Raw genomic sequence first — 25959 nt, 5'->3', positions numbered from 1 at the left:
CCGAACCTTCCACGGTGCCTGCTACCCTCACAAAGGATGTGACCATGACAAGTACCTCCAGCCCTTCGTCTGAAACCAGCCTCCCCTCTGATCAAGATGCCCTTCTCACCCAATTGGTAACCGGCCCCTCGATCAGGGAAGTCGCCACACATGCGCTGCAACCAGCCCTGAAAGCGCTGTACCCGAATTTGCAAATCGATCCCCGCCTGGCCATGGTGGTGACGCCGACCTGGATCTTGCACAATGGCAGTGTCGAGCCTGGGTCAAGGCGCTTCGAGTCACTGACAGACGCACTGGTGCGCCATGGCGTAGCGCGAACGCCCGTGGTCTACCTCGACGGCGAGCACTACCTAACGTTGCAACCCCAGGTGCAGACACCGGCGCAACTGCCCGTCAGCATCGATGCCATCGGTCGCCTGCTCAATGAGTTGGCGCCACTGCTGTTTGTCGCGTTTCAAGAGCAACAAGTCGATTACTGGAACCAGTTCACCCGCGCATCGGCTCCACGCTGGCAGGCACTGTCCAAATCCTTGCGCGACCTATGGAACATCGAAGCCAACCCGGACTGGGACAGCGACCAGCACGCCATGGCCGGCAAGCTTTTCGCCTACCCGGACAAAAACGCACGTCGTGCGCATGACCCTTATCAGTCACGCGCCTGCCTGATTGACCTGGACGGCCAAAGCGGCGCGGCTTCGACGCACATTAACATCGTCGACACGGCGGTACTGATCGGGACGCTGGGTAGCCGTACTCTGGTTCTCACTCACACCATCACCCGTGGCTTCCAGGCGTTTGACTCCTTGCAGGAACTGGGCGCGTCGTTGCTGGCGGACACCGATGGGCAAGTACCGGGAAATGTCCTGCATTGGCGCCTGATCGAACCGCCGGGCAATTATTTCGACCGCCTGGCGTGCAACCTGATAGCCCTGCAGGCCGATGCAATCGGTGCGCTGGCCAACGAACCCGCGGCGGCAAACCCGGACCTGGCGCCCCACGTCAGCCGTACGACCAACGAGCTCGACCCGACGGACAAACAGTCATCCTCGCGATTCAATCAGGTCGAGCAATCGCTGCCAGACTGGATGGCCGATGCGTCATCCACCGATCTCACCGCTTACAGCCGTCATCTGATGGATCTGGTGACGGTGCGCAATCAGAACGCCGGGAAGTCCTTTCTGGACGGGCTCAAACCGATCCGCGAATTTGCGCTGGATCGACTGCGCGAAGCCATGCTCGCGCAACATGCCGATGCCGCACATCTGAACCTGGCGGACATCGAAATCGTGGTCGACAGCGTGGTGGTCTGGGGCAGCTTTGTGCCAACGGTGGACCCTGAGCGCACCACCCTGAGCCTGGTCGACCTGGCGCTGCAAAACCTGACTGCCCTGCCGCAAGGCAACAAATTCGTACGCAGTTCCAGCGCCGCCGCGCTGCCGCAGTGGATGACGGTGAGCTATCTGGAGGAGCTGATTACACGCGTCGACATCGGCCAGCACTACCCGGCGCTGATCAAAAGCAAGCTGCTCGCCGAACCCGTGGACAGCCTGCGGCGTCAGAACCTGTTCACCAGCCATTTGCGCGTCGAGTTACCGCTGCTGGCCTTACAGCTGAAGATTCGCAAGCAGCACGGCATCGACGAGACCGGTTACCGCTATGTCGCCGCCGTGGTGCAAGTGCTCGACGCCAATCGCTGGGTGGATGGCCAGGAGATCGTGATTCGCCCACTGGCATTCGCGCCCGGCTGGCGCATCGGTGGCGCCACCGATGAAGTGACCAACATGTTCGTGATCGGGCCCCGCCAGATGGACAAGGGGCCTTGCCTGCTTTACCGGCCAATGCTTGAACAACCGCTGAGCCAGTATCCAACGCCGGCCAACCTGGTCTACACCATCAAACACTCGCCGACGTTGCGCCAGTCCGTACTCGCCTGGCTGCCGGACGGTGCCCGCGCCAACTATGCCAACTATGTGTTCACCGGTGACCGACCTTCGGTCTGGAGCATTTCTCAACTGCTGGGCGACCCGCTGACCTCCCTGCAAATGAGCGGCCCGATTTCCCTCGGCTCGCGGGTTCTCAGCGGCAATTACCTGGCCGTCCTGTACAAGGCCAACGTCAATGCGCTGGTCGAACTGGCGCAACGGCAATCGCTGTCCAACGCGCAAAATCGCTGGGCGACTTTCAAGCGTACAGCCTGGACGCTGCTCAATGCGGCGCTGCCCTTTCTTGGTCGAACCGTCGGGACGGCCGCCTGGATCTGGCAAGTGCTGGATGACTTGCAGCAAACCCTCGATGCTGCCGACAGTGGCGACTATCAGCAGCAGAAATCCGCCATGACCGACCTGTTGCTGACCCTGGCCATGGTGCTTGCCCATCACGCCAGTACGCGTAATCCGCCTGCGCGCAGGGTCCAGGAAAAGCCCATTGCAAAAGCGATCGAGCAACAGGAAAAACCGGCCCGACAACCTGTGACCGTCGTGCAATTACCCGACATCGTCAGCGAGCCCCCTCCTGTGCAACATCGCCAGACAGTGGCAACCGATGCGGCCTTGGACCTGACAAAAACCCTGGATCAGTTCAAGGTCACTCCACCCGAACAGCTCACACCGCCCGATAGTGGTAACGGCGTCTATCGCCACCTCTATCGAAAGGAAAACACCTTTTATGCGCCGGTGGGCGAGCGCTGGTTCGAGGTGGCCGTCGAGGACACGGGCGAAGTGTCGATCATCGACTCTCGTCAGCAGCCCGTTCGCAGCGGTCCGGCACTGATCAGCAACCAACGCGGTGACTGGTTCGTCGACACGCGCCTGCGCCTGCGCGGCGGCGGTCTGTCGAGCCGACGCAAGGCACTGAAGCAACAAAACCGTGCACGCATCGCCGAACTCAAGAAGCAACTGGCCGAGTTTGACAATGAACGCGAGCGGGCACGTACAGAGCTGACGGACGCCCACAACGCCATGAAAAAATCAGTCGGTGACGAAGCACTGTCGGCCGCGCAAACGCAGTTCCTCGAGAAGCTCGAGCACCGCACCCAGGAATACGCCGCCCCTATCGAGCAGTTGAAGTCGCTGAACCTGCTCGAAACGGTGCCCAACTACCGAACCGCCATGGTCGAGATGCTCGGCACTCAATTGTTCTTCAACCAGACGTGGCTCGATCAGCACAATGCAACGTTTACGCAGACCTTGAGGGAAACCCTGGCGCTGCTCGATGCCGAGGAAACGACAGGCGGGACCGGTAATTCTGCAACCTACCGGAAAATGGTCGACCTGACCGAGGGTGTGATCGGCAAAATAGAGTTTGCCCAATCGCGGCTCCATGACTTGAGTCGACTCGGTAGAAATGCTGCTGAAGTGGCCAGTACCTACCGGGCAAAACTGCCCGCTTTCAGTGTTAACGATCTCAAGGCGCTCCAGGTTTCGCTGGCTCGCGACGTCTGCTTGAAAGAAGGAAACAGTGCCGCGCTGATCGACGCCCGGGGCGCATTCGAGCGCTTGCTCGATACCACCAACCTGGTCATACAGACCTCGCAAGAACTGATGCTGCAAAACAGTGCCTGGGCGGCAGGCGAACGTATCGAAGGCCTCAACGGCATGCTCGAACAGTTTGCCGCTATCGACCAGGCCTTTGAAGACTTCAGCCTCACCCACAAGGACGCGGTTCTGGAGCAACCGTTCAAACACGTACGTACACGGATCAGTGAATTCCAGCAGGACACCGAAGCCAATCTGGCGCAACTGCTGCGCGAACAACGGCCGGTAGAACCCCGGCCCGGTCCGTCAAAGCCCGCATCGGCATCGCGTAAACGAGTGGTCAAGACACGCTTCAAGGGTACGGTTGTGGGCGAAGTGCGTCCCTCGGCATCGGGAGAGCCGGTCCTGCTGGATGTGAAATCGCCCTTGACCGGCAAAGTGATCGCCACCTTTCACGAAAAAACACCCGGCGTCTGGATTGAGCGCGTGCAACCCAGACGTCGCCGCCCAGCGGTACAACTACCGGACCTCGCCACACAAATCACTCAAGGTCAGGAGCTGCTCGATGGCGTGGAAAGCTTCATCCAGAAAACCGAAGCGAGTGCAAAAAAACCCGGCCGCATCCCGGTGGAAATCGAAGAGTTGTTCCAGCACAAAGCCGAACAGCTCGACAAAAGCGCGAAGACACTCGAGCAAACCCTGACCGCTTCGAATACGACCGTCGCTGCGACAACACTGGGCGCGGCCTTGAACACGGCACGTGTTCGACTGTACGCCGAGGGCTACCGGATTCGCGTCCAGATGATCAAGCAACAGCCGCCCACGGCCGCCCGCATCGAATGGCTATCAAGCAAAAATGAAATCGATGTCGTGCGCAGTGGTGAACGACGCCGACTCAAAGGCCCGCGCAAGGATTACCTGCAGGAGTACGAAATTCGCGAGCGAGGCACCGGGCAACCGTTGTGGTACGCCCATTTTCACTACGCCGCTTCTGATACGCCTGTCGAGGCGTTTACCGCCGCCCATTTGAAACTGCGTGATCAACGGATGATGGCCGGAAGGGGCGACCTTAATTCCGCCTCCAGCAGCCAGGTGATCGCCATTTATCGCAGCGCGATCAGCCCGCAACTGGCGGGCTCGCTGTTCTTTTCGTAAGCCGCCACGTCAAAAAGGAAAATGACGATGACAGATCACCCAGAGAATACCCAAACCCCCGGCTTGCTAAAAAAGAGCCAAGTGAATTACCAGACCAGCAGGGGTCCCACTGTCGATAGCGTCGCCGCCCTTCTACTGCGCCAAGCGCTGAAGGCGCTGCAACCCGAGCGCAAGATCGACCCTGACCAAACCATGATCGGCACGCCTCAATGGCGGGTCCGCGACGGCACGCTCGTGGCCATGCCCACACAGTTCGAATCGCTGACCCAGGCGCTGGTCCGAGCTCGGAGCTCAATGGTGCCGCCGTCCAGCTACGCGCTCAAGGCATCGGTATTCGCGCCAGCCTACTCAAGGATCGACAGCCCCGACAGGCGTACTTGCAGTGGCTGCTGGACAACGACCAGGTCCGTATCGTCCGCAACGAACAGGGACGAATCAAGACCAAAAAGCACAGGGATTATTTCCAGGAGTACCAGGTGCTAGACACCACCAACAAGGATCAGCCTCTGCGGCTTGCGCACTTTCACTACGATTCGCTTGATGCGCCGATGGAGCAGTTCACGACCGAACGCCGCCAGGTACTCACGACTCTGGCGCCAATCGACTACGTGCTGCGGCGTATCAGCGACCCGAATCTGTTCCTCAAACTCCAAACTCAACCCTGATGAACGACTGCGGGCGGACTGCTGGTCCGCCCGCTTCATCGACCGCGCCACGCCTCTCGCAATCGCTCCAGCGCCGCCTCGACCGACTTTTCGGGCACCGCCGCAAAGCCCAGTACCAACCCGGCGCGTTGATCGAAGGGCGTGGTGGATTCCGGCAGCCAATAGCTGCTCAAACCGTTGATCTCGACATCGACACTGCGCGCCAATTCGATCAGTTCCTGTTCGCGCGCCACGCTTTCGACTGACACGGTCATGTGCAGCCCGGCAGCGACTGTGGGCAACGGGCCAACGCCGGGGATATCCAGCGGCCAACCACTGAGCAGCGTATTGCGCCGACTCAGTGCCGCACGGCGCATGCGGCGGATATGCCGCTGGAAGTGTCCGGCCGCCATGAACTCGGCCATGACTGCCTGCGTGCTGACCTCGGAGTGGCGCACATCCACGGCACGACGCTGGGAAAACGCGTCCACCAGCCCCATTGGCAACACCAGATAACCCAGGCGCAACGCCGGAAACGCGACCTTGCCGAACGTGCCGACATACAACACTCGCCCGTGACGATCGAGTGCCGCCAAAGGCGCCAATGGCGCACCGCTGTAGCGGTACTCGCCATCGTAATCATCCTCGACAATCCAGCCTTGAGTGCGCTCGGCCCAGGCCAGCAACTCCAGACGGCGAGCGAGGCTCATCACCACGCCAGTCGGGTATTGATGTGACGGCGTGACATAGGTCAGGCGGCAATCACTGAGTCCCGCCAGCTCACCGCAGTCGATGCCCTCGCTATCCACCGCTACCCCGTGCAAGCGCGCCCCGGCCACGGCGAAGGCATGACCCGCCGCGCGGTAGCCAGGATTTTCGATCGCCACCCCATCGCCCGGCTCCACCAGCAGCTGTGCACAAAGGCTGATTCCCTGCTGCGCGCCACTGGTGATCACAATTTGTTCAGCCGTGCACTGCATGCCCCGCGAGCTGCGTAGATACGCCGCGATCATCCCCCGCAAGCGCGCATCACCTGCAGGGTCGCCGTAGCACAGCTGCTGGAAATCCGGTTTACGCCAGAAAGCCGCATTCAGCTTGGCCCAGACCTCGAACGGAAACAGATCGAACGCCGGAACACCAACCCGAAAAGCCTTGGGCGGACCACTGGGCGGCATGGGTAAATGGTTCTTTTCGACGCGAGTCAATGCACCACTGTGGATAACTTTGCTGGATGAATCCACAGGTAAATCGAGCCAATTTGTGGATAAGGTTGTGGGTAACCCTGTTGAAAACCCTGTGGATACTTTTGTGGATAGTTTTTTTGCCGGCACGGTTGCCTGGGGCAGTTGCGCGACATAAGTCCCATCGCCTACCCGCCCTTCGATAAACCCTTCGGCGTACAACTGATCATAAGCGCGCACCACGCTGTTACGGGAAATCGCCAGCGCGGCTGCCAGATCACGACTGGCAGGCAGACGCGTACCGCTGGCCAGTCGCCCGTCCAACACACGCGTGCGCAATGCCTGGTAGAGCTGACGACTCAGCCCCTGGCGACGATCAAGTTCGATACCTGCCGGGTTGAAGGTCAGGGACAGTGGTTCGCTAGTCATCACAATGGACCTATGAAATTGGTCATTAATGGCTCTTACAACAGACCAATAGCCTGCCTAGGATGCAGACATTCGCCAAGGAAAATATCTCCATGTACACGCCACGTGCTTTTGCCATCGACGAGTTGTCCCAACTGCATGAACTGATCCTCGCCACCCGTCTCGCCATATTGGTGACCCACGGTGAAAGCGGCCTGCAAGCCAGCCATGTACCGGTGCTGCTGCATTGCGAGCAAGGCTCGAACGGCACGTTGTACGGGCATCTGGCCAAAGCCAATCCACAGTGGAAAGACCTGCGCGACGGCGCCGAAGCCCTGCTGATTTTTGCCGGTGCCGACGCCTACGTCAGCCCTGGCTTCTACCCGAGCAAGGCCGAACACGGCAAAGTCGTGCCAACCTGGAACTATGTCGCCGTACACGCCTATGGCCGAGCCGAAACCTTCAGTGATGGCGGGCGGCTGCTCGACATCGTCAGCACCCTCACCGATCGTCATGAAGCTGGCCGCGCCCAACCGTGGTCAGTGGCCGATGCCCCCGCCGATTACATCGACGGCATGCTCAAAGCCATCGTCGGTTTCGCCATTCCCATCGACCGTCTGGAAGGCAAGCGCAAGCTCAGCCAGAACCGCAGCCCCGCCGACATCGCCGGCGTGCGCAAAGGCCTGGCCGCCAGCCCCGACGTCAACGACCAAACCCTCGCCCAATTGATGCGCTAAGGAAATCACCATGAGTCAGATCGACATTCGCCAAGTCACCGCCGGTGATCACGCGGCATGGTTGCCGCTGTGGCACGCCTACCTGCGCTTCTACAACACTGAACTTGCGGATACCGTCACTCAAAGCACCTGGCAGCGCATGCTCGACCCGAGCGAACCGACCCACGCCGCCCTCGCCTGGGCCGATGACAAAGCGGTGGGGATGGTGCACTTCATCTACCATCGTTCGAACTGGGCCATCGAAAACTCCTGCTACCTGCAAGACTTGTTGGTGGTCCCGCAAACCCGTGGTACCGGCGTCGGCCGCCAGTTGATCGAGTTCGTCTACACCACAGCCAAGGCCGACGGTTGCAACAAGGTCCACTGGCTGACCCACGAAACCAATGCCACCGCGATCCAGCTCTACGAGCGCATCGCCGAACGCCCCGGTTTCATCCAGTTTCGCAAAGCCATATAGGTTCAAGGAGAACAGCATGTCGATTTCACTCGCCGACTGGAAAGGCGTCCCGCCCCCCACGACTCAACTGATCGAAGGGCGTTACATCCGCCTGGAAAGACTCGACCCGGCGCGCCACGGCGACGACCTGTTCAAGGCCCTGCAAGGCCCGGGCGCTGACCCGAAATTGTGGGACTACCTGCCTTACGGCCCCTTCCCGGAGCGCAGCGTCTTCAACGACTGGCTGAACAACCACGCGACCAGCAGCGATCCGTATTTCTTCAGCGTGATCGACCGCGTCAGCGGCGAGGTCCAGGGCATTCTCAGCCTAATGTCCATCGTCCCGGCCCAGGGCCGCATCGAAATCGGCCACGTCACCTTCGGCGCCCCGATGCAGCGTTCGCCGAAAAGCACCGAGGCGGTTTACCTTCTGGCCAAGGAATCCTTTGCCCTGGGTTACCGTCGCCTGGAATGGAAATGCAACAACGGCAACGCTCGCTCCAAATACGCGGCTGAGCGACTGGGTTTCAGTTTTGAAGGGGTGTTCCGTCAGCACATGGTGGTCAAGGGGCAGAACCGGGATACGGCGTGGTATTCGATCCTGGATTCGGAGTGGCCGGCAATTGGTGCGGGGTTTGAAAAGTGGCTGAGCGATGAGAACCAGACCGGTTCGGGGCAGGTGAAGTCGTTGGTGGAGTGTCGCGGGTAATCGTCAGCGCCTGGAATTACGCCATCGCGAGCGAGCTCTTGATCAATTAACACCCGCTTCACTGATGGGACACAGCACCTGTGGGAGCGAGCTTGCTCGCGATGGCGGCATCACATTCAGCAATTGTTGAGACTGATGCTCCGCTATCGCGAGCAAGCTCGCTCCCACAGGGTTTCAGGCACGGATTTGCAGGCATAAAAAAAGGGGAGCACATGCCCCCCCGAGGTATAAAGCGTTGTATCGAGGCTGTTAACTCAGCCTTCGATCTCGATCAGGATCTCGCCCGGGTTTACCCGGTCGCCCTTGGCCACGTGAATGGCGGTGACTTTACCGGCGATGGCTGCCTGGACTTCTGTTTCCATCTTCATCGCTTCGGTGATCAACACGGCCTGGCCTGCCTTGACGGTGTCGCCCTCCTTGACCAGCACGTCGACGATGTTGCCCGGCATGGTGGTGCTGACGTGACCCGGTGCAGTGGCTTGCTTGCGCTTGCTGCTGCCGCCGCCGACAAATTCGTTGAGCGGCTCGAACACCACTTCTTCCGGCATGCCGTCGATGGACAGGTAGAAGTGACGCTTGCCTTCGGCCTTGACGCCAACACCGGTGATGTCGACGCGGTAGGTTTCACCGTGCACGTCGATGACGAACTCGGTCGGCACACCTTCGCCACCGGCAGAGGCCACGCCACCCGCTTCAGGAATCGGCAGCAGAACCTCTGGCGTGAGGGTGCCAGCGGCGCGTTCCTCGAGGAACTTGCGACCGATGTCCGGGAACATGGCGTAGGTCAGCACGTCTTCTTCAGACTTGGCCAAGGCACCGATATCGGCACGCAGCTTGGCCATTTCCGGCTTGAGCAGGTCGGCCGGGCGAACGTCGATAACCTCTTCGCTGCCGATGGCCTGGCGACGCAGTTGTTCGTTCACGGTGCCCGGCGCCTTGCCGTAGCCGCCTTGCAGGTACAGCTTCACTTCGTTGGTGATGGTCTTGTAGCGCTCGCCGGCCAGCACGTTGAAGAACGCCTGGGTACCGACGATCTGCGAAGTCGGGGTCACCAGCGGCGGGAAGCCGAGGTCTTCACGAACGCGCGGGATTTCGGCCAGCACTTCGCTCATGCGGTTGAGCGCACCCTGCTCTTTCAACTGGTTGGCCAGGTTGGAAATCATCCCGCCCGGTACCTGGTTGACTTGAACACGGGTGTCGACGGCGGTGAACTCGCTTTCGAACTGGTGGTACTTCTTGCGCACTGCGTAGAAGTACAGACCGATCTCTTGCAGCAGTTCCAGGTTCAGGCCGGTGTCGAACTCGCTGCCTTTAAGGGCGGCGACCATCGACTCGGTACCCGGGTGGCTGGTGCCCCAGGCGAAGCTGGAGATCGCGGTGTCGATGTGATCGGCGCCGTTTTCGATGGCCTTCATCTGGCACATCGCGGCCAGGCCAGCAGTGTCGTGGGAGTGAATGAACACTGGCAACGATTGCTCGGCTTTCAGAGCCTTGACCAGTTCGCCGGTGGCGTACGGGGTCAGCAGGCCAGCCATGTCCTTGATCGCCACCGAGTCGCAACCCATGGCTTCCATTTGCTTGGCCTGGTTCACGAACGCCTCGATGGTGTGCACCGGGCTGGTGGTGTAGGCGATGGTGCCCTGGGCGTGTTTGCCGGCGGCTTTCACCGCTTCGATGGCCACGCGCAGGTTACGCACGTCGTTCATGGCGTCGAAGATGCGGAACACGTCGATACCGTTGACCGCTGCCTTGGCCACGAAGGCTTTGACCACGTCGTCGCTGTAGTGGCGGTAGCCCAGCAGGTTCTGGCCGCGCAACAACATTTGCAGGCGGGTGTTAGGCAGCGCGGCGCGCAGCTGGCGCAGACGCTCCCACGGATCTTCTTTCAGGAAACGTACGCAGGCGTCGAACGTCGCGCCGCCCCAGCACTCCAGCGACCAGTAGCCGACTTTGTCGAGCTTGTCGCAGATCGGCAGCATGTCTTCGGTGCGCATGCGGGTGGCGAGCAGCGATTGGTGGGCGTCGCGCAGGATAGTGTCGGTAACGTGGATTTGTTTGCTCATTGTTCTATTCCTCACAGGCCTGCGTGGGCGGCGATGGCGGCGGCGATGGCCAGGGCCAGCTCTTCGGGTTTGCGCTTGATCGAGTAGTTGGTCAGTTCAGGGTGGCTTTCAACGAAGCTGGTGTTGAACTGACCGCTACGGAATTCCGGGTTACGCAGGATTTCCTGGTAGTACGCGGCGGTGGTCTTGACCCCTTGCAGACGCATGTCATCCAAGGCGCGCAAGCCACGGTCCATCGCCTCTTCCCAGGTCAGCGCCCACACCACCAGTTTCAGGCACATGGAGTCGTAGAACGGTGGAATGGTGTAGCCGGTGTAGATCGCCGTGTCGGTTCGCACGCCGGGGCCGCCGGGAGCGTAGTAACGGGTGATCTTGCCGAAGCTCGGCAGGAAGTTGTTCTTCGGGTCTTCGGCGTTGATCCGGAATTGCAGGGCGAAGCCGCGGTGCTGGATGTCTTCCTGTTTCACCGAAAGCGGCAGGCCGGAGGCAATGCGAATCTGCTCGCGGACAATGTCGATGCCGGTGATTTCTTCGGTGATGGTGTGTTCCACCTGCACCCGGGTATTCATCTCCATGAAGTACACCTCGCCCTCGGCGAGCAGGAACTCCACGGTGCCGGCGTTCTCGTATCCCACGGCCTTGGCTGCGCGCACCGACAGATCGCCGATATAGGCGCGCTGTTCCGGGGTCAGCTGTGGGCTTGGGGCGATTTCGATCAGCTTCTGGTTGCGGCGCTGGATCGAGCAGTCACGTTCGAACAGGTGCACCACGTTGCCGAAGCTGTCGCCAAGAATTTGCGCTTCAATGTGCTTCGGATTGACGATACATTTTTCCAGGAACACTTCCGCCGAACCAAAAGCCTTGGTGGCTTCGGAAATGACCCGCGGGAAAGCCTGTTCGAGTTCTTCACGGCTGTTGCAGCGACGAATGCCGCGACCGCCACCACCGGAAGTGGCCTTGAGCATCACCGGGTAACCGATGCGATCGCCTTCGGTCAGGGCTTCTTCGATGCCCGACACGTTGCCTTCAGTGCCCGGGGTCACCGGTACACCGGCCTTGATCATGCTGCGACGGGCTTCGGTCTTGTCGCCCATGCGGCGAATCACTTCAGCCGACGGGCCAATGAACTTGATCCCGCGTTCGGCGCAGATCTCCGCCAGCTCGGCGTTTTCCGAAAGGAAGCCATAGCCTGGGTGCAGTGCATCGCAACCGGTTTCCACAGCCAGGTTCACCAGCTTGCGCGGGTTCAGGTAACCGGCCAGTGGCTCGGCACCAATGCTGTGGGCCTCGTCCGCTCGCTTGACGTGCAAGGCATGACGGTCGGCATCGGAGTAGATCGCGACCGAGCGAATGCCCATTTCGGCACAGGCACGTACGATTCGTACGGCAATCTCACCACGGTTGGCGATCAGGATCTTTGTTATCACTTGGAAATTCCCTTGAGCCGGTGGTACCCACGACCTGCTAGACCAGGTCGACGCGTGACCAAATGTTTCAATTTGGTCGCAGGTCCACACTAGCGCTCACAAGGGATTAACAAAAATGAATAATTATTGGGTCACGCATAAGTAAAGACTTATAGTTGATTCACCTGTTAGCGACGAGAGTGATCACGTTATGCGTAAGTCATTGATGCGTATGACTTTACGGCAATTGCAGATCTTCAACGAGGTCTGTGATTTGCGGTCGTACAGTCGCGCGGCCGAGGAAATGTCGCTCACACAACCTGCCGTCAGCCTGCAGATTCGTCAACTTGAGGAGCTGATTGGCCAGCCTTTGTTCGATTACGTCGGCAAAAAACTCTACATGACCGAAGCGGCTGAAGCGTTACAGCGGGCCAGCCGGGATATTTTCGGACGCCTGGAAAACCTCGACATGCAGCTGTCGGACATGCAGGGTTCGTTGCAGGGGCAATTGAAACTGGCGGTGGAATCCAGCGCCAAATATTTCGTGCCGCACTTGTTTGCCGCATTCAAACGCCAGCACCCGGAGGTGAACCTGCAACTGACGGTGGTCAATCGCGGTCAGGTCATTCGGCGTTTGTCGGACAACCGCGACGACCTGGTGATCATGTCTATGGTGCCTCAGGACATGGGCCTGGAATTCCTGCCGTTCCTGAACAACCCGATCGTCGCCGTGGCGCCACCGGATCACCCGCTGTGTCATATGGGGCCGCTGCGCTTGCAGGATCTCGAACCCTACACACTGCTGCTGCGTGAGCCAGGCTCCGGGACGCGGCTGGCGTGCGAAGAATACTTCAAAGAGAAACGCGTGCACTTCAACCAGACTCAGGAAGTCTCGTCTGCCGAAGCCCAGCGAGAATGTGTACTGGCAGGCCTGGGCGTTGCGCTGTTGACGCGCCACGCCCTGAACCTTGAGCTGGCAACCGGTGGGCTGATCGAGCTACCGGTCGAAGAGCTGCCACTGTTTCGCAGTTGGTGCCTGGTGCAGGCCAAGGCGAAACGCCTGTCACCGGTGGCTCACGCCTTCCTGGCGTTTATCCGTAGTGAACGGATTCAAATCAGCGCGCTGGTTGAGCGTTTCGACGGGAAGTCGAGGGAGTTGCCTGCCAGAAGTTGAGTTCCAACTCCGGAAAATCGCCAATTTCGGCCAGAAGCTGACGGCGTTCGCAGCGATCTTCGATGGCGCGACGGAATTCCATGCGGCGCTGATCTTCTTGCTGACGACGGGTTTTGACAGCGCTGTTGCGTTCTTCGTAGGGCATGGCCATTTCGAGTCTCCCAAGGCGAGTACGGGAGTTTCAAGATAGGCGCGGGGGATGACGGTTTGGCGGCTTGGGGGTTACAAACTGATGAAAATTGCGGTGCATTCGAGGCCGCCATCGCAAGCAAGCTCGCTCCCACAGGTTCTGCGGTGTGCACGATCAAATGTGGGAGCGAGCTTGCTCGCGATAAGGTCGGAACGACCTTCATGCAATCTCAGGCCTGACTCAATCGTCCAGCGCTTTCACCGACTTGGGCGACAACCGCAAGCTGCGCAGGCTGCGCTTGACGCTCTTGAGGTGGTTGACCAGGCTCGGGCCACGCGCCATGGCCACGCCCATCGCCAGCACGTCGATCACCACCAGGTGGGCGATACGCGAAGTCAGCGGCGTATAGATTTCAGTGTCTTCATGCACATCGATTGCCAGATTGACCGTAGACAGTTCGGCCAACGGCGTCTGGCTCGGGCACAAGGTGATCAACGAGGCACCGCTTTCACGCACCAGGTTGGCAGTGATCAGCAGGTCCTTGGAACGCCCGGACTGGGAAATGCAGATCGCCACGTCGGTTGGCTTGAGCGTCACGGCCGACATCGCCTGCATGTGCGGGTCGGAATACGCCGCAGCGGTGAGCAGCAAACGGAAGAACTTGTGCTGGGCGTCCGCCGCGACCGCACCCGAGGCACCAAAGCCATAGAACTCGACACGCTGGGCCTGGGACATCAGCGTCACCGCCCGCTGCAATTCCAGCGGATCGAGTTTCTCGCGAACCTCCATCAGCGTATGCAGGGTGGTGTCGAAGATTTTCAGGCTGTAGTCAGCGACCGAATCATCCTCATGGATCGCGAACTGGCCAAAACTTGCGCCTGCCGCCAGGCTCTGGGCCAGCTTCAGCTTCAGGTCCTGAAAGCCGGAACAACCGATGGCACGGCAAAAACGCACGATGGTCGGTTCGCTGATGCCCACGCTGTGGGCCAGGTCGGCCATGGAACTGTGCATCACGGCCGCAGGATCAAGCAGCACGTGGTCGGCGACCTTGAGCTCCGACTTGCGTAACAGGTGGCGAGACTGGGCGATGTGTTGCAGCAGATTCAAAGGGCTGGACTCTTTGTTATTGGCAGGTGCCGGGGATGTAGCACGCTTGTAGTTATACTACATGAATCGGCTTTTTGCCTGCTCAATGCGTTACCGAATCCCTCGATTTCAGGTGCCCGCGCTTCATGTAGCACTCATGGCGCCTGTCCAGGTGTGCCGGGTGCACGTTTTAAAGGACAAAAGCTACTTACGTATCCTCGTCAGCTTGCGGCTTGCGCGTGCAGCAAACCTGCCAACGTCTCAGCCTCAACCGGGCGGCTGATCAAATAGCCCTGAACCTCATCGCAGCGCTCGGCTTTCAGGAACTCAAGCTGTTCTCCGCGCTCCACTCCTTCCGCTACGACCTTAAGCTTCAGGCCGTGGGCCATGGCAATGATTGCCCGGGTAATCGCCGCGTCTTCGCTGCCCTCACCCAAGCCACGGATAAATGCCTGATCAATCTTCACGTAATCCACCGGGATCCGCTTGAGATAGCTCAGGGATGAGTAACCAGTGCCAAAATCGTCAATGGCCAGTTTCACCCCGAGATCACGCAACTGCTGGAAGGTTGCGATGATGTGTTCGACGCTGTCCAGCAACTGGCTTTCGGTGAGTTCCAGCTCCAGCAGTTGCGGCGCCAGCCCGGTCTCTTCCAGCACCTGCCGCACCAGACTGACCAGCTTGCCTTGGCGCAATTGATGCACCGACAGATTGACCGACACCCGAATTGCTTCGAGTCCCTGCCGTTGCCACTCACAGGCTTGCCAGCAGGCCTGACGCAGCACGAACTCACCGATCGGGCCGATCAATCCGGTTTCTTCAGCCAGGCCAATGAAATCCCCCGGCGGCACGCGGCCCATGGTCGGATGATCCCAACGCACCAAGGCTTCGGCGGCATTCAACCTGCCAGTGGCCAGGCACAGTTTCGGTTGGTAAAACACCTTCAGTTGTTTGTCTTCGATGGCTTTGCGCAAGTGGTTTTCCAGCTGTAAACGCTCCAACGTGCTGGCTTGCAAGCTGTCGGTGTAAAACTGGAAATTATCGCCACCCAGGTGTTTGGCGTGCTGCATTGCCATGTTCGACTGACTGACCAGTGCCGATATTTCCCGCGCGCTGTCCGGCAACAAGCTGATGCCCATCGACGCGCTGAGCACCAGCTCATGCCCGTCAATGGTCACCGGCAAACGCAACTTGTTCGCCAGACGAGTCGCCACCCTCGCCAGGCTCGAAAGGTTGCCGTAGGAATTGAACAGCACGGCAAACTCATCACCGGAAAGACGCGCGATGGTGTCTGCTTCAGGCAATGCATTCACCAGTCGCCGGGCCATTTTCTGCAATAACTGATCGGCGACTTCATGCCCCAGGCTGTCGTTGAGTTGCTTGAACCGATCGAGATTGATGTGCAGCAACGCCAGGCTGCGATAACCGCCCTGCCGCACTCGTTGATGAGCCTCGTTGAGTCGTTCGCGAAACATCGCGCGGTTGGCCAGACCGGTAAGTTCGTCGTAATGGGTCAGATAGCGCATACGCTGTTCGGACTCTCGACGAGCCGAGAGATCAGCGAAGAAGCCCACAATATGGCTCACGTTTCCTCGGGCATCGCGCACGGCATTCAGTTGCAGCCATTGCGGATACATCTCGCCGTTCTTGCGGGTTTCCACCAATTCGCCCTGCCAGCTGCCTTGCTGTTCCAGCGCCTGATGTATCGCGGCGTAATGCCTACGCGCATCGCGACTGCATGGCAACTCGACGACATTGCGTCCGATCATGTCGTCAATGTCATAACCGGTCACCCGACTGAAGGCTTGATTGATCGCGATCAGGACGTAGTTAGGATCGAAAATCACGATCCCTTCGCTGGCCGCCTCGAACACGGTCGCCGCCAATTGCCGCTGCTCTTCCAGACTTTTGCTGGCGCTGATATCGCGGCGAGTGCCGACCATGCGAATCACCCGGCCGTTGTCGGCACGCTCGACTGCCCGCCCGCGGTCCTCGATCCAGACCCAGTGGCCGTCGCCATGCCGCACGCGATACTCGATTTGATAGTCCTCGGTGCGGCCCTTCAAATGCTCGACCAGCGCCCTTTTCAGCGCAGGAAGATCCTCGGGGTGAAGGCGCGGCTTGAGGTGACGCAATATCGCCGTGACCTGTTCCGGCTCCAGGCCGAACAATTCCTGTATTTGTGTGTGATGGACTTCGTCGGTTTGCAGATTCCAGTCCCACAACCCCAACTCGCTGGCCTTCAATGCCAGCGCCAGGCGCGCCTCACTCTTGCTCAGTGCCTGGTTGGCGGCGTCCAGTTCCAGGCTGCGCTGAGCGACTCGGTTTTCCAGGTCGACCTGGATCTCTCGCAATTCGTCCTCGGCACGTCGGCGCTGTTCTATCTCCTTGGCCAGCTTCTGATTGAGCTGATCACTGCAGCTTTGCGCCTGCTGCAAATGCTCGATCAGTGCCTGGTTCTGAAAGCGTCGCATCAAGCCCCGATCGATCAATCGATTGACTTGCCAGGCAACCACGCTCAACGCACCGAGCAGGATCAGCCCGAACCAGCCCCAACCTTGCTGCTGTTCGTCAGCCCCCCAAAACATATAGGCGATGGCCGGCAACAGGCAGGGCAAGGTGAATGACAGGAAGGCCGGCAAGCTGACCGCATAAGCCACGCTGGCCGAGAGCGCTGCGGCACCGATGAGGCCGAAGACCCAGGCTTGCTGAATGAAGTTATCGGCCGGAACCAGGGCGATGCCGGCACCGGCCAGGGTCAGACCGGTGAGGCCGGAGCCCAGCAAAAACATCCGCCGCCAGATGGGATGGGCCTGACGGTTGGGAATGGCCGAATCAAAGGCTGCGACCTGAATCACCCGCAATGCCACCAATGACAACAACCACACCAGCCAGACACTGACCAGGAAATAGCGCTGCGGGCTCCAGAGCAAACCGGCACAGACCAGGCCATTGATCAGCATGAACAACGTGGGCAGCAGCGAGCCTTGATACAACAGGCGCGTGCGTTCGACCGCCATTTCCATGGCGTACTGTTTACGGATCACCCGGGGTTCCACAGTGGGGCCCGACAGGTCGAAGCTGAGGGTCATAGGCGATGTTCTTGTTCTTATAATGATGAGCATGTGCCCGAAACTGCTCGGAGCATACACAAGCAATTGCCCGGACCAAACTGCTGCTGATCAATAAATCGCCAAATTTTTCGGACGCCGATGCCACTGAAAATGCTGAAGGCACATCCCGCCAATGCCTGCAGCCGATGACTGACCGGTCGTCCTTCGCATAACTTTCATCGGTTAAAGCGAAGCGGGGTTTGCCCGGTGTGTCGCTGCCCCCTAGAATGCCCCGATGCGCGATGATCTCTCCCTTCTGCTGAACTCCCTCAACGATGCCCAACGCCAGGCCGTAGCGGCCCCCGTGGGTCGTCAGTTGGTCCTGGCCGGTGCTGGTTCCGGTAAAACCCGAGTGCTGGTGCACCGTATCGCCTGGTTGATCCAGGTCGAAAACGCCTCGCCCCACTCCATCCTGTCGGTGACCTTCACCAACAAGGCCGCTGCCGAGATGCGCCTGCGCATCGAGCAGCTGATGGGCATCAACCCGGCCGGTATGTGGGTTGGCACCTTCCACGGCCTGGCGCACCGCCTTCTGCGGGCACACTGGCAGGAAGCGGGCTTAAGCCAGACCTTCCAGATTCTCGACAGCGATGACCAGCAGCGGTTGGTCAAGCGGGTGATCCGCGAGCTCGGCCTGGACGAACAGCGTTGGCCGGCCCGTCAGGCCCAATGGTTCATCAACGGCCAGAAAGACGAAGGCCTGCGCCCGCAACACATTCAAGCCAGTGGCGACCTGTTCCTGGCAACCATGCGCGGTATCTATGAGGCCTACGAGGCCGCCTGCCTGCGTGCCGGTGTCATCGACTTCTCCGAATTGCTGCTGCGCGCACTCGATCTGTGGCGCGATCACCCAGGCCTGCTCGCTCACTATCAAAAGCGTTTCCGGCACATTCTGGTAGACGAGTTCCAGGACACCAACGCCGTGCAATACGCCTGGTTGCGACTGTTGGCCAAGGGTGGCGACAGCCTGATGGTGGTGGGCGACGACGACCAGTCGATCTACGGCTGGCGCGGCGCCAAAATCGAGAACATCTACCAGTATTCCGAAGACTTCCCGGACGCCGAAACCATTCGCCTGGAGCAGAACTATCGCTCCACCGCCGGCATCCTGAAGGCTGCCAACGCCTTGATCGCCAACAACACCGGGCGCCTGGGCAAAGAGCTGTGGACTGACGGCGGCGACGGCGAAGCGATCAACCTGTACGCCGCCTTCAACGAGCACGACGAAGCACGCTACGTTGTCGAAACCATCGAAAGCGCGCTGAAAACCGGCTTGTCTCGAAGCGATATCGCGATTCTGTACCGCTCCAACGCCCAGTCGCGGGTTCTGGAAGAAGCCTTGCTGCGCGAGCGCATTCCCTACCGCATCTATGGCGGTCAGCGCTTCTTCGAACGCGCCGAAATCAAGAACGCCATGGCCTACATGCGCTTGCTCGAAGGCCGCGGTAACGATGCTGCGCTGGAACGGGTCATCAACGTACCGGCCCGTGGCATCGGCGAGAAAACCGTCGAAGCGATCCGCGACCATGCGCGCCACAGCGATGTGTCGATGTGGGAAGCGATGCGCCAACTGGTGGCCAACAAAGGCCTGACCGGTCGTGCAGCCGGTGCCCTCGGCGCGTTTATCGAGCTGATCGAGAACCTCGCCGCCAAGTGCATGGAAATGCCACTGCACCTGATGACCCAGACCGTCATCGAGCAGTCGGGGCTGATCGCCTATCACGAAGCGGAAAAAGGCGAGAAAGGCCAGGCCCGGGTAGAAAACCTTGAGGAACTGGTCAGCGCCGCGCGCAACTTCGAAAACAGCGAAGAAGACGAAGACCTGACGCCATTGGCGGCGTTCCTTGGTCACGCATCGCTGGAGGCCGGCGACACGCAGGCCGACGAGCACGAAGACAGTATTCAACTGATGACCCTGCACAGCGCCAAAGGCCTGGAGTTCCCTTACGTGTTCCTGGTGGGCATGGAAGAAGGCCTGTTCCCGCACAAGATGAGCCTGGAAGAACCCGGCCGCCTGGAGGAAGAGCGTCGTCTGGCCTACGTAGGCATCACCCGGGCCATGCAGAATCTGGTGATGACCTTCGCCGAAACCCGGCGCCTTTATGGCAGCGAGACCTACAACAAGGTGTCGCGCTTCGTACGCGAAGTTCCGAAAGGCCTGATTCAGGAGGTGCGGCTGTCCAACAGCGTCAGCCGTCCGTTCGGTGGCAACCAGTCGATGAGTGGCAGCAACCTGTTCAGCGGCAGCGAAATTCCGCAGACCGGCTTCAGCCTGGGCCAGACTGTGCGCCACTCGATCTTCGGTGACGGCGTGATCCTCAACTTCGAAGGCGCCGGGGCTCAGGCCCGGGTGCAGGTGAACTTCAGCGAAGGCAGCAAGTGGCTGATGCTGGGGTATGCCAAACTGGAAGCAATCTAGCCTTTCTGTGGGAGCGAGCTTGCTCGCGATAGCGGTAGATCAGTCGACATTATTTCTGGTTGTCAGTCCGTCATCGCGAGCAAGCTCACTCCCACAGGGTTCTGCGCTGGCCTTGACTGATCCGGGAGACGCAAACACATGGGCTCAGGCTTTTTTTCCTCCTGGACATTCTGGGCCCTGTTATCCGCGGCATTCGCGGCAATGACCGCCATTTTCGCGAAAGTCGGCATCGAAAACGTCAACTCCGACTTCGCCACCCTGCTGCGTACGATGGTGGTATTGGTCAGCCTGGCCTTGATTTTGTACGCCACGGGCCAATATCAGTCCTTGGGATCGATCTCTGCGAAGAGCTACCTGTTCCTGATGTTGTCGGGCCTTGCCACCGGTGCATCGTGGATCTGCTATTTCCGCGCACTCAAGGTCGGTCCGGCGTCACTGGTTGCTCCAGTGGACAAACTCAGCGTGGTGCTGGTGGCTGTCCTTGGCGTTGTCCTGCTGGGTGAAAAACTCGACTTGCGCCAATGGGGCGGAATAGGCCTGATCACGGCCGGAGTGGTCATGCTTGCCCTGCGATGCTAGGCAAGCGTCCTACAAGCCCTGTCCACTCATCTGACAGATCAAAGTCAAAAGGCCTTATTGCACGGACTGGAGCTGAACACGACCTGTCAGGCAAAAGCCCGAAACACTCTGCCGCTAGCCAGCAACACTTCACCTGTGCAACATGGCGCGCGTGCCTTCCACAAATGGGAATTCCCTTTATGAAACGTTTTCTTAGCATCGCCATGGCGTTGTGCATCGGCCTGACGATGAGTCTCGACGTCAATGCCGCCAAGCGCTTCGGTGGTGGCAAAAGCGCAGGCGCTGCGCCGACTCACCAGACCAGCCAGATGGCTCCTTCTTCTCCAGGCATGGGCGGCGCTGCGGCGACCGCTGGTGCTGCCGGTGCCGCTGGCGCTGCTGCCAAGGCCGGTGGCGCTTCGCGCTGGCTCGGCCCACTGGCCGGTATCGCGGCCGGTGGCCTGCTCGCATCCATGTTCATGGGTGACGGCTTCCAGGGCATGCAGATCTTCGACATCCTGATCATGGCCGTCATTGCGTTCCTGGTCTTCCGCTTTATCGCCGCCCGTCGTCGCAAGCAGCAGGAGCAGTACGCTCCGGCCGGCCACGCGCCGATGCAACGTGAGGCGTTCGAACAAAAGCCTGCCGGCGGTTCGATCTTCGGTGGTTCGGCAGCGCCTGTTGCCGCTCGCCCGGTGATCAACGCGCCAGCCTGGTTCAACGAAGGAAACTTCGTCGAAGCGGCACGCAATCACTTCCAGTCCCTGCAACAGCACTGGGACGCCAACGAAATGGACAAGATCGCCGAGTTCGTGACCCCGCAAATGCTGGAGTTCCTCAAGCGTGAGCGTGCTGACCTGGGCGACGGCTTCCAGTCCACCTACATCGATAACCTCAATGTACAGCTGGACGGTGTGGACGATCGCGCCGACAAGACCATCGCCACCCTGACCTTCACTGGCCTGTCGAAAACCTCGCGTTTCGACCAGGGCGAAGTCTTCAGCGAAAGCTGGAACATGGAACGTGCACAGGGCGAAAACCAGCCTTGGCTGGTAGCCGGTATCCGCCAGAACGGCTGATTACCCTCCGCGTTTCACTTGTTGTAAACAAAACCCCGGCCCAGGCCGGGGTTTTCTATTTCGCGGTTGCATCTATAGCAAGCTACTGTATAAACCGCCCCATATAAACCGCGCCATACAAGCAAGAGGATCCCGGACGTGGAAGAAATCATCGAACAACTGCGTGAAGCCAACGAACCGGTACCGGTCCCCTTGGAGTTGCCCGACGAAGACCTGCTGGTCGAAATCGAAGAACAACTGTTCATCGACATTCCGTTCGTCTTCAGAGAATTTCTGCTGACCGTCAGCGATGTGGTCTACGGCAGCCTGGAACCGGTCACCGTGACCGACCCGCAATCCCACACCTACCTGCCCGACGTTGCCGCCAACGCCTGGGACGCCGGCGTCGATCGCAGCCTGATCCCGATCTGCCAGGACGGTGATGACTACTATTGTGTCGAAGAAGACGGCACCGTGGTGCTTTGGCAGGCCGAAGAAGAACTGATCGCCGAAGAGACCTGGGAGTCGGTTTGGCACTGGGCACGGGACGTCTGGCTGGAAAGCTGATCCAGTCAACGCCGCGGGGTGGTCAATGCCCGGACGACTCCTTGTGATTGTCGAGGGTTTCCAGCAACGCCACCTGCATCCGCGTATGCACACGAATGAACCAGCGCCACAACAGCGCCGCCACGGCGGCCGCGACCACGGCGATCAGTACCAGCAACTTGTTGGTCGGCAGAATACTGGCCGACAAGGCTGCCAGCAGAAAAAAGATCACCAGCAGCGACAGGATCGGGATCACTTCGGCGATCACCCGGCGCACTCGCTGCGTGTGGCGCCCGGCCATCTCCGGCTTCACGCCCATTTCCGCGAGCAACATCGACAGCGCCTTTAGCTTGCGGTACGCCGCAATCAAAAACGGCAGCGATAACAACAGCGCCCCGCCCCAGATCAACGCCTTTTGCCAGCTCGGATCGCTGATCCAGCCTTGCAGGTAAGCCGACATGCGTTCGGCGAAGTAAGCGCCCGAAAAGAAGATCGCGATCACCAGCGCCAGATTGACACCCACCTGCAGCAAGATCCTGCGAATCATGGATGCCAGTAACGCACCCTCACCCTGCGGCTGGATGCTGCGCAGCCATTCGCCATACATCCCCAGCACCCGCCCCAAGCGTTCTGGCATCGCGCTGGCGAGCTTGATCGACAATGGATCGGCCGCACGGATCAGATAAGGCGTCAGCAGGGTCGTGATCACCGAAACCGCCACAGCCACGGGGTATAAAAAGTTACTGGTGACCTGCAACGTCATGCCCAGTGCCGCGATGATGAAAGAGAATTCGCCAATCTGTGAAAGACCCATCCCGACTCGCAGCGAGGTACGTCCGTCATTGCCGGCGATAAATGCACCAAGGCCGCAGGACAACATCTTGCCAAGCACCACGGCTACGGTGATTACCGCGATTGGCCAGGCGTACTGAAGCAGGATCGCCGGATCGAGCATCAGCCCGATGGCCACAAAGAAAATCGCACTGAAAAGATCGCGAACCGGTTCAATCAAGCGCTCGATTTTCAGCAGTTGCCGGGATTCCGCCATGATCGCGCCGATCAGGAATGCACCGAGGACCATGCTGTATTCAAGCTTGACCACCAGCAGGCAGAAACCAAAACACAGGCCCAGCACCGTGATCAGCAGCATTTCGTTGCTTTCGAATCTGGCGACGTAGGCCAGCAACCGCGGCACCATCAGGATGCCAATGACCAAGGCGACGATCATGAACAGCGACAGCTTGCCGACCGTGGAAAACACTTCGCCGGAGCTGACCGTACCGCTGACCGCGATGCTGGACAGCAGCGCGATGATGCCGATGCCCAGAATGTCTTCGACGATCAGCACTCCGAATATCAACTGGGCAAACCGCTCGTTCTTCAGCTTCAGATCATTGAGCGCCTTGACGATGATGGTGGTTGAGGAAATCGCCAGGATCGCGCCGAGGAACAGTGAATCCATGGTGTTCCAGTCGAACCAGCGACCGATCTCGTAGCCGATCCAGATCATCAGCACGATTTCCAAGAATGCCGCGATGAATGCCGTGGCACCGACCTTGAACAACTTGCGCAGACTGAACTCCAGGCCCAGGCAGAACATCAGGAATATCACACCGAGCTCGGCCAGGGTCTTGATGGTTTCTTCGTCGTGGATCAGGCCGAATGGCGGGGTGTGCGGGCCAATGATGAAACCGGCGACGATGTATCCCAATACCACCGGTTGCTTCAGGCGATGAAAGACCACGGTGACCACGCCTGCGATCAACATGATCACTGCCAGATCCTGAATGAAACTGATGGCATGCATGGCGTGAGACTCCCTGGGTGGTATTGCTCGATCCCCGGACGTAGGAAAAGCCTGATCGAGCAGAACAAAAATCGGAATTGCACGTAGGAAATGCCCTTGAGGCGGGGCTTTTTTGCAGGGTAACACCGCGACTTCTGGCAGAAAGGCGGTGCAATATATGGAAACAGATCGATCCGGCGTGACGGCGACCCGGCACCCGGCGTCCCGATAACTGTTGGTTTGAAAAAAAACCGCCGAGGCACCCGCAGAGGTGCATCCCTCAAACCTGGCCTTGACCCGTGAGAATGCTATGGAACCCGGAAACGCCCAGCTGTCGATGACGGTATTGATGACCCCCGACATGGCCAATTTCTCTGGCAATGTTCACGGCGGCACCCTGCTCAAATACCTCGACGAAGTGGCCTACGCCTGCGCCAGCCGTTATGCCGGCCGCTATGTGGTGACCTTGTCGGTGGATCAGGTCATTTTCCGTGAGCCGATCCATGTCGGCGAACTGGTGACCTTCCTGGCCTCGGTCAACTACACCGGCAACACCTCCATGGAGGTGGGCATCAAAGTGGTGACCGAGAACATCCGCGAACGCTCGGTGCGCCATACCAACAGTTGCTTCTTCACCATGGTCGCGGTGGATGAGCAGCGTAAACCTGCATCGGTACCACCGCTGCAACCGCAGAACAGCGAAGACAAGCGCCGCTATATGCAGGCCCAGCAGCGTCGGCAGATTCGTCAGGAGCTGGAAAAGCGCTATCAGGAAATCAAGGGCGACGCCTGAGCTGGTCTGTCAGGCTGATGGTGTTCGTTAGATAGCCATTCGCGAGCAAGCCCGCTCCCACACTGGATCTATGCAATACCGAAGATCAAATGTGGGAGCCTGCTCGCGAATGGGGGCAACGCAGAATCAAAGGCTGATCGAGGTCGCCTCGAACCGCACCCGCGGATGGGCAATCCGGTCCTGAGCCCGAACCAGTTCCAACTCGTAGCTGGCACAAGCCTGGGTTTCCAGCAGCACTTCATGCACCGCCGATGCCGTGAACTCGAACGCGGCCACCAGGCTGTCGCCCAGCAGCACACGCGCCAGAAACAGGCCGGACGTCAAATCGCCCACGCCCACCGGCTGACGCGGGAACGCCAGCAACGGGCGCTGCAAATGCCAGCTGCCTTCGGCCGTCACCAGCAGCATCTCGAAGACCTCAGCAGACTTGCCTGGGTAGTCCAGATGCTTGACCAGCACCGCTTTCGGACCGCGCACCAACAATGCACGCGCCATTGCCAGGCAATCGAACAGCGATTGCGGCTTGCGTCCGGAGAAGCTGTCCAGCTCCAGCTGGTTCGGGCACATGAAGTCCGCCACGGCGGCGGCCTCCTCCAGCAGAAAATCACTGACCTCCGCCGGAACACTGCAGCCCTTCTCCGGATGCCCCATGACCGGGTCACACAGGTACAGCGCCTTGGGGTTCATCGACTTGATCCGCTCCACCCCCGTCAGGATCGCCCGGCCCTGGGCCGCACTGCCGAGGTAACCGGAGAGCACCGCATCGCAGTTGCCCAGCTCGCCAATCGCCGCGATGCCTTCGACCAGGTCAGGTATCTGGTGCGGCGCCAACACTTCACCGGCCCACTGACCGTACTGGGTGTGATTGGAGAACTGCACGGTGTTGAGCGGCCAGACATTCACCCCGACCCGTTGCATCGGGAAAACCGCGGCACTGTTGCCGGCGTGACCGAATACCACGTGGGACTGGATAGCGAGCAAATGCGGTGTACGTTTCATGCGGTGGATTTCCGTAAAACGATTGAAATTCTAGCCGCGCAGTATGCGACTAAACGCAGCCTGTACGACAGACCAGCGACACAGT

General features: G+C 59.6%; 19 protein-coding genes. 11 read left to right on the top strand and 8 right to left on the bottom strand.

All coding sequences use genetic code 11. The features are described from left to right. Positions 1-44 precede the first annotated feature (44 nt). Both AC1RDQ_RS04585 and AC1RDQ_RS04580 read left to right on the top strand, forming a co-directional pair. A complete protein-coding gene (locus AC1RDQ_RS04585; RefSeq protein WP_492586538.1) occupies positions 45-4628 on the top strand; it encodes a dermonecrotic toxin domain-containing protein in 4584 nt (1527 codons plus the stop codon). Between the two features lie 377 nt (positions 4629-5005). Then, positions 5006-5293, top strand: a complete 288-nt coding sequence (locus AC1RDQ_RS04580; RefSeq protein ID WP_492586536.1) for a hypothetical protein — start codon at positions 5006-5008, stop codon at positions 5291-5293. A gap of 35 nt (positions 5294-5328) precedes the next feature. On the opposite strand, the gene pdxR is transcribed toward AC1RDQ_RS04580, so the two are convergent. Continuing rightward, positions 5329-6882, bottom strand: a complete 1554-nt coding sequence (pdxR, locus tag AC1RDQ_RS04575) for a MocR-like pyridoxine biosynthesis transcription factor PdxR (protein WP_492586534.1) — start codon at positions 6880-6882, stop codon at positions 5329-5331. Between the two features lie 92 nt (positions 6883-6974). Between pdxR and AC1RDQ_RS04570 the strand changes: the two genes are divergently transcribed. The 3 genes from AC1RDQ_RS04570 to AC1RDQ_RS04560 are packed head-to-tail and all read left to right on the top strand — an operon-like array spanning position 6975 to position 8743. Beyond that, a complete protein-coding gene (locus tag AC1RDQ_RS04570) occupies positions 6975-7598 on the top strand; it encodes an FMN-binding negative transcriptional regulator (RefSeq protein ID WP_057712705.1) in 624 nt (207 codons plus the stop codon). A gap of 10 nt (positions 7599-7608) precedes the next feature. Then, positions 7609-8055 carry a GNAT family N-acetyltransferase gene (locus tag AC1RDQ_RS04565; RefSeq protein WP_057712704.1) on the top strand — a complete coding sequence of 149 codons (447 nt, stop codon included), beginning with the start codon at positions 7609-7611 and terminating at the stop codon, positions 8053-8055. Positions 8056-8071: 16 nt separating this feature from the next. Then, positions 8072-8743 (top strand): GNAT family N-acetyltransferase, encoded by a 672-nt coding sequence (locus AC1RDQ_RS04560; protein WP_057712703.1) that lies wholly within the window; start codon positions 8072-8074, stop codon positions 8741-8743. Positions 8744-8997: 254 nt separating this feature from the next. On the opposite strand, the gene oadA is transcribed toward AC1RDQ_RS04560, so the two are convergent. Together oadA and AC1RDQ_RS04550 are read right to left on the bottom strand one after the other, a co-directional pair. Continuing rightward, positions 8998-10806, bottom strand: a complete 1809-nt coding sequence (gene oadA / locus AC1RDQ_RS04555; RefSeq protein ID WP_057712702.1) for a sodium-extruding oxaloacetate decarboxylase subunit alpha — start codon at positions 10804-10806, stop codon at positions 8998-9000. Positions 10807-10817: 11 nt separating this feature from the next. Then, complete coding sequence (locus tag AC1RDQ_RS04550; RefSeq protein ID WP_007971702.1) at positions 10818-12233, bottom strand: acetyl-CoA carboxylase biotin carboxylase subunit; 1416 nt, start codon at positions 12231-12233, stop codon at positions 10818-10820. A gap of 190 nt (positions 12234-12423) precedes the next feature. On the opposite strand from AC1RDQ_RS04550, the gene AC1RDQ_RS04545 reads away from it, so the two are divergent. After that, complete coding sequence (locus tag AC1RDQ_RS04545) at positions 12424-13386, top strand: LysR family transcriptional regulator (RefSeq protein ID WP_008018315.1); 963 nt, start codon at positions 12424-12426, stop codon at positions 13384-13386. Here the strand turns inward: AC1RDQ_RS04545 and AC1RDQ_RS04540 are convergent. From AC1RDQ_RS04540 to AC1RDQ_RS04530, 3 genes are all read right to left on the bottom strand, one after another. After that, positions 13328-13537 (bottom strand): PA3496 family putative envelope integrity protein, encoded by a 210-nt coding sequence (locus tag AC1RDQ_RS04540; RefSeq protein ID WP_008018316.1) that lies wholly within the window; start codon positions 13535-13537, stop codon positions 13328-13330. The two genes, AC1RDQ_RS04545 and AC1RDQ_RS04540, sit on opposite strands and share 59 nt — an antisense overlap. Before the next feature lie 219 nt (positions 13538-13756). After that, positions 13757-14623 (bottom strand): transcriptional regulator HexR, encoded by an 867-nt coding sequence (hexR, locus tag AC1RDQ_RS04535; protein ID WP_007954250.1) that lies wholly within the window; start codon positions 14621-14623, stop codon positions 13757-13759. A 200-nt stretch (positions 14624-14823) separates the two neighbouring features. Then, entirely contained in the window at positions 14824-17694 is a 2871-nt protein-coding gene (locus AC1RDQ_RS04530) for an EAL domain-containing protein (protein WP_057712701.1), read from the bottom strand. Positions 17695-17950: 256 nt separating this feature from the next. On the opposite strand from AC1RDQ_RS04530, the gene uvrD reads away from it, so the two are divergent. From uvrD to AC1RDQ_RS04510, 4 genes are all read left to right on the top strand, one after another. Beyond that, a complete protein-coding gene (uvrD, locus tag AC1RDQ_RS04525; RefSeq protein WP_492586532.1) occupies positions 17951-20134 on the top strand; it encodes a DNA helicase II in 2184 nt (727 codons plus the stop codon). 138 nt (positions 20135-20272) lie between these two features. Further along, the gene (locus AC1RDQ_RS04520) at positions 20273-20713 is read left to right on the top strand and encodes an EamA family transporter (RefSeq protein ID WP_492586530.1); all 441 of its coding nucleotides are present in this window, start codon (positions 20273-20275) and stop codon (positions 20711-20713) included. 179 nt (positions 20714-20892) lie between these two features. Next, positions 20893-21771, top strand: coding sequence for a Tim44 domain-containing protein (locus AC1RDQ_RS04515; protein ID WP_057712698.1), 879 nt, complete (start codon positions 20893-20895; stop codon positions 21769-21771). Positions 21772-21909: 138 nt separating this feature from the next. Then, the gene (locus tag AC1RDQ_RS04510) at positions 21910-22317 is read left to right on the top strand and encodes an SMI1/KNR4 family protein (RefSeq protein ID WP_003187120.1); all 408 of its coding nucleotides are present in this window, start codon (positions 21910-21912) and stop codon (positions 22315-22317) included. A 22-nt stretch (positions 22318-22339) separates the two neighbouring features. On the opposite strand, the gene AC1RDQ_RS04505 is transcribed toward AC1RDQ_RS04510, so the two are convergent. Continuing rightward, positions 22340-24103, bottom strand: a complete 1764-nt coding sequence (locus AC1RDQ_RS04505; RefSeq protein ID WP_057712697.1) for a cation:proton antiporter — start codon at positions 24101-24103, stop codon at positions 22340-22342. A 289-nt stretch (positions 24104-24392) separates the two neighbouring features. Here AC1RDQ_RS04505 and AC1RDQ_RS04500 point away from each other — a divergent pair, with 289 nt between their 5' ends. Continuing rightward, positions 24393-24875, top strand: a complete 483-nt coding sequence (locus AC1RDQ_RS04500; RefSeq protein ID WP_057712696.1) for an acyl-CoA thioesterase — start codon at positions 24393-24395, stop codon at positions 24873-24875. Positions 24876-25001: 126 nt separating this feature from the next. Here the strand turns inward: AC1RDQ_RS04500 and pdxY are convergent, their stop codons facing one another. After that, positions 25002-25874 (bottom strand): pyridoxal kinase PdxY, encoded by an 873-nt coding sequence (gene pdxY, locus AC1RDQ_RS04495; protein ID WP_057712695.1) that lies wholly within the window; start codon positions 25872-25874, stop codon positions 25002-25004. Between the last annotated feature and the right edge of the window lie 85 nt (positions 25875-25959).

This window comes from Pseudomonas sp. GW823-FHT02E01, from assembly GCF_058797535.1.
Note: the sequence above shows the minus strand (reverse complement) of the source record. Positions and strands in the feature narration are given on the sequence as shown.